The sequence below is a fragment of the Anaerolineae bacterium genome (assembly GCA_014360855.1).
In the GTDB taxonomy this organism is placed as follows: Bacteria; Chloroflexota; Anaerolineae; order JACIWP01; family JACIWP01; genus JACIWP01.
The window spans coordinates 1-8315 of record JACIWP010000129.1 but is presented as its reverse complement, the minus strand read 5'-3'; the positions used below and the strand labels follow the sequence as shown (position 1 = coordinate 8315).

Sequence of the window (8315 nt, the reverse complement as noted above, 5' to 3'; positions counted from 1 at the left end):
ATCATGGTATGTTAGTGTCACGACGCCCTCTCTGCTCTATGGTTGGTTTCGCAACTACCAAATAGCAGGAGGACGTCGTACTGTCAAAAGTGGGTAAGACCCAGCCTGGAAGGGGCTGGCGCGGCGCCGGCATGCCCGGCTGTGACGGTGGAATGTCAAGGAGGGAGGCATATGGCTTTGCTCTGTGTGGACGTCGGCAATACCAACATCGTGCTGGGGGTGTATGAAGGGCCAGCACTGACCGCGCATTGGCGCATCATGACGGACCATCACCGCATGCCCGACGAATACGGTCTGCTCCTGCTCCAGATGCTGGGCCTGGCCGGCAAACGGCCGGCGGACATCGAGGGCATCTGTATGTGCAGTGTGGTCCCGCCGCTGACCGGCATCTTCGGCGAGATGTTCGAGCGCTATTTCCAGCGAGCGCCGCTGGTGGTCTCCGCCGGCGTGCGCACGGGCGTGCGCATCCGCGTCGATAATCCGCGCGAGGTGGGGGCGGACCGCATTGTCAACGCCGCGGCCGGCTTCCGCAAGTACGGCGGGCCGGCGTGCATCGTGGATTTCGGCACGGCCACCACGTTCGACGCAATCTCGGAGGAGGGGGATTACCTGGGCGGCGCTATTGCGCCCGGGCTGGAGACCGCCCTGGAGGCGCTGGTCATGCGCACCGCCCAGCTCCCGCGCATTGACCTCTCCCAGCCCCCCAAGATCATCGGCACCAACACGGTGGAGAGCATGCGCTCCGGCGTCTTTATGGGCTACATTGGCCTGGTAGAGGGGATGGTGGAGCGTTTCCGGCAGGAATTGGGGCCGGCCATGCGCACCATCGCGACCGGCGGCCTGGCCTCCCGGCTGGCGGCGGCCACCAGGGTCTTCGATGCGGTTGATCCCTGGCTGACGCTGGACGGCCTGCGCTTCATCTGGGAGCTGAATCAGAAAGAAGCGGCCCGAAAGTGAGGGAAAGGATGAACCTGCAGGGCAAACGCATTGTGCTGGGCGTGAGCGGAGGGATTGCGGCTTATAAGGCGGCGGACCTAGCCAGCCGGCTGGTCAAGGCCGGCGCCCAGGTGGATGTCATCATGACGCCGGCGGCGGTGGAGTTCGTGGCTCCCTTGACCTTCCAAGCCCTGACCGGCCGGCCGGTGCTGGTGGAGATGTTCGCCCTGCGCGAGGATGCCGCCATCAGCCATGTGGCGCTGGGACAGGCGGCCGATTTGATGATTATCGCGCCGGCAACCGCCAACACCATCGCCAAGCTGGCGCACGGCATTGCGGATAACCTCCTGACCACCACCGCGCTGGCGGCGCGCTGTCCCATCCTGCTGGCGCCGGCCATGGAAACGCATATGTGGCAGAATCCTGCCACCCAGGCCAATATGGCGCTCCTGCGGGAGCGCGGCATGTATGTCATCGGGCCGGCGGAGGGCCGGCTGGCCTCCGGCGGATATGGGCCGGGCCGCATGGTCGAGCCGGCCGAGATCCTCGACGAGGCGCGGCGCATCATCGGACTGCAGGGCGACCTGGCCGGCCGGCGTCTGCTGGTCACGGCCGGCGGCACGCGCGAGGCCCTGGACCCGGTGCGCTTCATCGGCAACCGTTCCACGGGCAAAATGGGCTATGCCCTGGCGACGGCGGCGCGCGACCGCGGCGGCCAGGTGGTGCTGGTGAGCGGCCCCACGTGGCTGGAGTGCCCCCGGGGCGTGGAGCGGGTGATGGTTGAATCGGCGCAGGAGATGTACGAGGCGGTGATGCGGTGGGCGCCGCAGTGCGACGCGCTGGTGATGTCGGCGGCTGTGGCGGACTATCGGCCCAAGGTGCGCCAGGAGCAGAAGATCAAGAAGACCGCCGGCGAGCTGGTGCTGGAGCTGGAGCGCACGCCGGACATCCTGGGGGAGGTGGCGCGCCGGCGGGCGGAATGGGGCGCGCCGGCGGTGCTGGTCGGTTTTGCCGCTGAGACCCAACAGGTGGAGGAATATGCCCGCGAGAAGCTCCTGCGCAAGGGGCTGGATCTCATTGTCGCTAACGATGTCACTGCGCCGGACAGCGGCTTTGGCACCGATACCAACCGCGTCATCCTGATCAGCGCCGCCGGCAGTCAGGCTCTGCCGCTGATGACCAAGGAGGAGGTGGCGCACCGCATCTGGGATTTTGTGCGCGATCAACTGCGGGCTTCCGCCCCAAGGAGGGAATGAGATGGCCAGATCGGCGCCCTTTGGCATTACGGCGGTGCCGGGCATCGAGGTGGGACATGCCACGGACCTGGTGGGCATCACCGGCTGTACCGTGGTGCTGTGCCGCGCCGGCGCCGTGGGAGGGGTGGACGTGCGGGGTTCCGCCCCCGGCACCCGCGAGACCGATTTACTGCGCGCCGAGAATCTGGTGGAGAAGGTGCATGCGGTGGTCCTGACCGGCGGCAGTGCCTTCGGCTTGGACGCCGCCTGTGGGGTGATGCGCTATCTGGAGGAGCAGGGCATCGGGTATGAGACGGGGGTAGCGCGGGTGCCCATTGTGCCGGCGGCTGTGCTCTATGACCTGGCCATCGGCGACCCGAAGGCGCGCCCCGACGCGGCCATGGGCTATGCCGCGGCGCAGGCCGCCTCCTCGGACGAAACACGCGAGGGGAATGTCGGCGCCGGCGCCGGCGCCACGGTCGGCAAGCTGTTCGGCATGGGGCGCGCCATGAAGGGGGGCTTAGGGCTGGGGTTGGCCCGCGCCGGCGGCATCCTGGTGGGCGCCATCGTGGCCGTGAACCCGCTGGGAGATGTGGTGGACCCGGACACGGGAGAGGTCATCGCCGGCCTGCGCTCCCCCTCGGGCGATAGGCTGGCCAGCTCCATGGAGGCCATGAAGGGGCTGACCGGTCGGGTGGCCATGGGCTTCGCCGGCAACACCGTCATCGGCGTCGTGGCGACCAATGCCGCCCTGACCAAGGCGCAGGCCAATAAGGTCGCCCAGATGGCCCAGGACGGTGTTGCCCGGAGCGTACGGCCGGCGCACACCATGTTCGACGGGGACACGATCTTCGCCCTTTCCGCCGGCCGGAAAAGGGCGCCGGTCACCCTGGTAGGAGCGTTGGCGGCGGAGGCCGTGGCGCAGGCGATCGTGCGCGGGGTGCTCGCCGCCGAAGGGCTGGGGGGCCTGCCGGCGGCGAGCGACCTGGGGCAGGGCGCTACTCGCCGATGACCTTGACCACCACCCGTTTGCGGCGCTGGCCGTCGAACTCGGCGTAATACACCTGCTGCCAGGGACCCAGGTCCAGCCGGCCGTTGGTGATGGGCAGGATGACCTCGTGGTGGATGAGCAGGCTCTTGAGGTGGGCGTCGCCGTTGTCCTCGCCGGTCTGGTGGTGGCGGTAGTCGGGGCGGTAAGGCGCCAGCCTCTCCAGCCATTCATCAATGTCGCGGATGAGGCCGCTCTCGGCGTCATTGACGTAGACGCCGGCGGTAATGTGCATCGCCGAGACCAGCACCAGCCCCTCCTGCACACCGCTCTCCGCCACGATGCGTTCCACCTGCGGCGTGATGTTGATGTATTCTCGGCGCTGGCGGGTGTGGAACCAGAGATACTCGGTATGGGATTTCACGGCGCCTCCTCATCAGTTTTGTGCTCTACCAAGCGACGCCCATATTCTATTGGAGAAGCGGCGGCTGTCAATTGCGATTTGATGGAGGTGTTGAGGCTGGGGAAGCTGGAGCGTCGGTTGAATCGGCCGCCGGCCGGCCCAGCATCCCCTCTCCGCACAGCTCCACTAACTCCACGTCCAGCAGACGGTTGTGCAGGTCTTCGTCGCTGGCCATCCAGACGCGGATATAGTTGTCGGTCAGGCCGCTCCACAGGCCGTTCTCCGGGTCGCGGTTCTCCCACAGCACGGACATGACCCGGCCAAGGAAACGCCGGCGGAAGGCTTGGGACGATGCTTCCCCGACGGCGATCACGGCGTCACTGCGCGCCGCGCTGACATCCGCCGGCACCTGCCCGGGGAACGAAGCCGCCGGCGTGCCCGGCCGCGGCGAATAGCGGAACACGTGGATGCGGGCGAACCCCATGCGTTCCACGAACGCCAGGCTCTGGGCGAATTCCTCGTCCGTCTCGCCGGGGAAGCCGACCATGACGTCCGTGGTGATAGCCACGTCCGGGATGCGCTCCCGCGCCATCTCTACCAGGCGGGCGAATTCGGCAGTGCTGTAGCGCCGGCCCATGTGCCGCAGGGTGGCATCACAGCCGGACTGCAGGGGCAGATGCAGATGCCGGCACAGCCGTGGGTCCCGCCACAGGTCGAAGAAACGCTCCTCCAGATGCCACGGCTCGATAGAAGAGAGGCGCAGGCGGGCGATATCCACCTCGTTCAGAATGCCGCGCACCAGGTCCACCAGGCTCAGCCCTAAGTCGCGCCCATATGCGCCCACGTGCACGCCGGTGAGGACAATCTCCTGCACCCCCTCGCCGGCCAGGGCGCGCACCTCCTGCAGGATATCTTCCAGGGGCCGACTGCGCTCCGGGCCGCGCGCCAGCCGCACCACGCAGTACGTACAGCGGTTGTTACAGCCATCCTGCACTTTCACGAAGGCGCGCGTGCGCCGGCGCGCCGGCGGGCGGGCCGGCCGGGTGGGCTCTGCCGGCAGTCCCAACGCGGCGACGATGTCCTCCTTGGCGGCCGCATGCCCGATGACCTCGACGCCCTCGATGGCCGCCAGCTCCGCCGGCCACAACTGGGCATAACATCCCACCACCGCCAGGCGGGCGCGCGGGTTGGCGCGGCGCATGCCCCGCAGTGCCTGACGTGTCTTGCGGGCCGCGATATGCGTGACCGCGCAGCTGTTCAGCACGCAGACATCGGCCTCGGCGGGGCTGTCTACCACCAGATGGCCGGCGTCCTGCAACTGGCGCGCCATGCGCTCCAGCTCGCTCTGGTTCAATTTGCACCCGAGGCTTTCCAGATATACCTTGGTCATACGATATAGTATATCCGGGTCGCCGTGATTCGCCAAAGCCCTGGCACCCTGACGTCCTTTCCGCGCCGGCCCTCTCCCTGCGCGCGGGGAGGCCGGCCGGCGTCTGATTGGCGCCAGGTCGGGATTGACGCATCCGTATAATTGTGCTATGATGGGCGGTGTGACAGGGAAATCCTACCATCGCACATACCGGCAGGCGAGTGAGGAAAGGAGTCCTTCATGATGACCCGGTCTCGCACTGAGCTGATGGTGAGCCGCCTGCGTGATCTGCAGGCCAGCAGTCCCGACATTGAAGCATCCGCGGTGGTGAGCGTGGATGGTCTCATCATGGCTTCGGCCCTGCCGGCGGACGTCGAGGAGGACCGCGTCTCCGCTATGTCCGCCGCCATGCTCTCCCTGGGCGAGCGCATCGCCTCCGAGCTGGGCCGCGGCGCGCTGGAGCAAGTTTACATCCGCGGCGCCAACGGGTATGTCTTCCTGTCCGCAGTGGGGGAAGAGGCGGTGCTGACCGTGCTGGCGCGCAAGGATGCCAAGCTTGGGTTGGTCTTCCTGGACATGCGCCGCGCCGCCGAGGACCTGAGCAAGCTGGTCTGAGGGGCCGGCGTGACTCATACAACCGCACTTCGACAAACGCCTGCCAAGGGCGTTTTGTCCCTTTCGAACGAGATGTCAAACCCGGAGAGCTTTGTCTCTCCGAGTTTTTATGTATGGGGGAAGAGATGGTAGTTCGACCGAAGGACTGGAAGGCGCCGGCGGCAGTGGCCGGCGGGGGAGTCAGCGCATGACCAAGTACATCTTCTGCACCGGCGGCGTGGTCTCGTCCGTGGGCAAGGGCATCACCGTCGCTTCCATCGGCCGCATCCTGAAAAGCCGCGGCTTCTCTGTCTCCGTCCAGAAACTGGACCCCTACATCAACGTGGACCCGGGCACCATGTCGCCCTATCAGCACGGCGAGGTGTTCGTCACCGAGGACGGCGCGGAAACCGACCTGGACCTGGGCCACTATGAGCGGTTCATTGACGAGAACCTGTCCCGTTCCTCCAATGTGACCACCGGTCAGATTTACGCGGAGGTGATCGCCAAGGAGCGGCGCGGCGATTTCCTGGGCGGCACCATCCAGGTCATCCCGCACATCACCAATCAGATCAAATGGAGTATTGGGCGGGTCACCCGGGAGTTTCAGCCCGACGTCCAGATCGTCGAAGTGGGCGGCACGGTGGGTGACATCGAAGGTCTGCCCTTCCTGGAGGCCATCCGCCAGATGCGCAAGGATGTGGGGCGGGAAAACACCCTCTATGTGCATGTCACATTTTTGCCCTATATCGGCGCCACCGGCGAACTGAAGACCAAACCGACCCAGCACAGCGTGCGCGAACTGCGCAGTATCGGCATCCAGCCGGATATCATCGTGGCGCGCTCGGATTACCCGGTGGACGACGGCCTGCGGGAGAAGATCGCCCTGTTCTGTGACGTAGAGCCGGAGGCGGTCATCCCCCTGCTGACGGCGGAGACCGTTTATGAGGTGCCGGTCCTGTTGGAAGAGCTGGGCATGGGGGATCTGCTGGTGAAGAAGCTGGGCCTGCCGGCGCGCGAGGCGGATTTGAGCGCCTGGCGCGCGCTGGTGGAGGAGATCAAGCGCCCCAAGCCGCCGATCGAGGTCGGCCTGGTGGGGAAATATGTCCAGCTCCAAGACGCCTACATCAGCGTGCGGGAGGCGCTCAGGCATGCCGGCGTCGCTCTCAACCGCGACGTCCAGATCCGCTGGATCGATTCGGAGCAGTTAGAGCGCCGGCGCGATCTGAGCGTGCTGGAGGGGCTGGACGGCATCGTGGTGCCCGGCGGCTTCGGCTACCGCGGCATCGAGGGGAAAATTATAGCCGCTCGCTACGCGCGCGAGCATAAAATCCCCTATCTCGGCCTGTGCCTGGGCATGCAGGTCATGGTTATCGAGCTGGCGCGCCACATCGTCGGCAATGATCTGCCCAACAGCACTGAGTTCGACGTCTCCACCCCGTACCCGGTCATTGACTTGATGGCGGACCAGCGCGATCTGGCCGAGATGGGCGGCACCATGCGCCTGGGGGTGTATCCCTGTTACCTCAAGCCCGGCACGAAAGCGGCGGAGGCCTACGGCAATGTGGAAGTCGTCATGGAGCGCCACCGCCACCGCTTTGAGCTGAACAACGCTTTCCGCGATATGCTCAGCAAGGGCGGCATGGTCTTTTCGGGCGTGTCCCCGGGGGATAAGCTGGTGGAGATTGCCGAGCTGGCAGATCACCCCTGGATGGTGGGCAGTCAGTTCCATCCGGAGTTCAAATCGCGCCCCAACCGCCCACACCCGCTGTTCGTAGGGTTCATCCGGGCGGCGATCCGCTATCGGGAACAGCGTTTGGGGCAGGCGGAAGCGGCGCCGGCCGCTTCCCAGCCGGCCTCCTGATCCCCCTTTACAAAAACAGGTGACAGTCACCGTGAAGGTGACTGTCACCTGCTTGCTATCCATAAAACCCGGGCCCGTAGAGCATCATCGTCAGTAGGGCGTCGGTGAGCACGAAGACGAGAAAGCCGGCGAAGAGCCGCGGCGGCTGTGCCCGACGGAGGTACTGACGCAGTGCCAGCAGGGCCAGCGCCAGGATCAGCGCCGGCAGTCCGAAGTCCAGCGTCCAGCGCAGGCCCTCTGGCAGGAGCTCCCGGAAGGGCGGGAAAGACAGCAGGGCGGAGAATATCAGTAGTTTGCCGGCATAGTACAGCAGGCCGGCCACCACCAGGACAATGCGCGGCCCAGGCGCGGACAGTTCCTCCTGACTGCCGAAAATATGATATCCCACCACCACTGCCAGCGGAAAGACCAGGATGACCATCAGGAAAGGCAAGAAAGTGGTCAGGCCGGCCAGCATCCCCCAGCCGAAGGCCACCGCTCCCAGCAGGATGTCATCCTGGTTCGGCCGGCGGATGGCTTCCTTCAGCGCCGGCGCCGTGGTGGCAATATACACGTCATAGCGGCCTTGGCCGCGCGTGTCCGGCCACGCCAGGTACAGATGGCCGGCCTCATCCCTGGCCGGCGAGGGATTCCAGGAGAGGTTCCCCGTGCGCGCTACCTGCTGATAGGCCAGCAGTTCGCCGTCGGCCAGGATGGCTATGCCGGGCTGGAGCTCATCCTTTAGGCGGTATTCCGTCATCACACTGCAGAACACGAGCTGAAGCTCCGCCGGCAGGCTCAGCGGCACGGGATAGGCCACGAACCGGCTCCCGCCCAGCTCTGGGGAGAGGGGAACTACCGTGGATAGGTCGGGGAACGCCGCTTCTGCCGGCATGCCGCCAGGGCCAATGATCCCCGCTTCCCGCCATGGGCCAAGCTGGGCGCTC

8 protein-coding genes are annotated in these 8315 nt (G+C 66.1%); 5 read left to right on the top strand and 3 right to left on the bottom strand.

All coding sequences use genetic code 11. The features are described 5' to 3' along the window. Positions 1 to 171: 171 nt before the first annotated feature. Genes H5T60_08385 through H5T60_08375 form a run of 3 tightly spaced genes read left to right on the top strand, consistent with a single transcriptional unit; the run spans position 172 to position 3183 of the window. A complete protein-coding gene (locus H5T60_08385; GenBank protein ID MBC7242447.1) occupies positions 172 to 957 on the top strand; it encodes a type III pantothenate kinase in 786 nt (261 codons plus the stop codon). Between the two features lie 8 nt (positions 958 to 965). Beyond that, a complete protein-coding gene (coaBC, locus tag H5T60_08380; protein MBC7242446.1) occupies positions 966 to 2192 on the top strand; it encodes a bifunctional phosphopantothenoylcysteine decarboxylase/phosphopantothenate--cysteine ligase CoaBC in 1227 nt (408 codons plus the stop codon). Between the two features lies 1 nt (position 2193). Further along, entirely contained in the window at positions 2194 to 3183 is a 990-nt protein-coding gene (locus H5T60_08375; protein ID MBC7242445.1) for a P1 family peptidase, read from the top strand. Here H5T60_08375 and H5T60_08370 read toward each other — a convergent pair. Together H5T60_08370 and mtaB are read right to left on the bottom strand one after the other, a co-directional pair. Beyond that, positions 3170 to 3583: a YjbQ family protein gene (locus H5T60_08370; protein ID MBC7242444.1), complete on the bottom strand. Its 414-nt coding sequence runs from the start codon at positions 3581 to 3583 to the stop codon at positions 3170 to 3172. The genes H5T60_08375 and H5T60_08370 overlap by 14 nt on opposite strands. Before the next feature lie 67 nt (positions 3584 to 3650). Beyond that, on the bottom strand, positions 3651 to 4952 hold the full coding sequence (gene mtaB, locus H5T60_08365) for a tRNA (N(6)-L-threonylcarbamoyladenosine(37)-C(2))-methylthiotransferase MtaB (protein ID MBC7242443.1): 1302 nt from the start codon (positions 4950 to 4952) through the stop codon (positions 3651 to 3653). 222 nt (positions 4953 to 5174) lie between these two features. Between mtaB and H5T60_08360 the strand changes: the two genes are divergently transcribed. Both H5T60_08360 and H5T60_08355 read left to right on the top strand, forming a co-directional pair. After that, the gene (locus tag H5T60_08360) at positions 5175 to 5546 is read left to right on the top strand and encodes a roadblock/LC7 domain-containing protein (protein ID MBC7242442.1); all 372 of its coding nucleotides are present in this window, start codon (positions 5175 to 5177) and stop codon (positions 5544 to 5546) included. A gap of 187 nt (positions 5547 to 5733) precedes the next feature. Next, positions 5734 to 7389, top strand: a complete 1656-nt coding sequence (locus tag H5T60_08355) for a CTP synthase (GenBank protein MBC7242441.1) — start codon at positions 5734 to 5736, stop codon at positions 7387 to 7389. 55 nt (positions 7390 to 7444) lie between these two features. On the opposite strand, the gene H5T60_08350 is transcribed toward H5T60_08355, so the two are convergent. Further along, entirely contained in the window at positions 7445 to 8263 is an 819-nt protein-coding gene (locus H5T60_08350) for a hypothetical protein (protein ID MBC7242440.1), read from the bottom strand. Between the last annotated feature and the right edge of the window lie 52 nt (positions 8264 to 8315).

Coding starts and splice junctions, on each gene's coding strand:
- H5T60_08385 (MBC7242447.1), top strand. CDS start 172: ATGGCTTTGCTCTGTGTGGACGTCGGCAATACCAACATCGTGCTGGGG.
- coaBC (MBC7242446.1), top strand. CDS start 966: ATGAACCTGCAGGGCAAACGCATTGTGCTGGGCGTGAGCGGAGGGATT.
- H5T60_08375 (MBC7242445.1), top strand. CDS start 2,194: ATGGCCAGATCGGCGCCCTTTGGCATTACGGCGGTGCCGGGCATCGAG.
- mtaB (MBC7242443.1), bottom strand. CDS start 4,952: ATGACCAAGGTATATCTGGAAAGCCTCGGGTGCAAATTGAACCAGAGC.
- H5T60_08360 (MBC7242442.1), top strand. CDS start 5,175: ATGACCCGGTCTCGCACTGAGCTGATGGTGAGCCGCCTGCGTGATCTG.
- H5T60_08355 (MBC7242441.1), top strand. CDS start 5,734: ATGACCAAGTACATCTTCTGCACCGGCGGCGTGGTCTCGTCCGTGGGC.
- H5T60_08350 (MBC7242440.1), bottom strand. CDS start 8,263: ATGCCGGCAGAAGCGGCGTTCCCCGACCTATCCACGGTAGTTCCCCTC.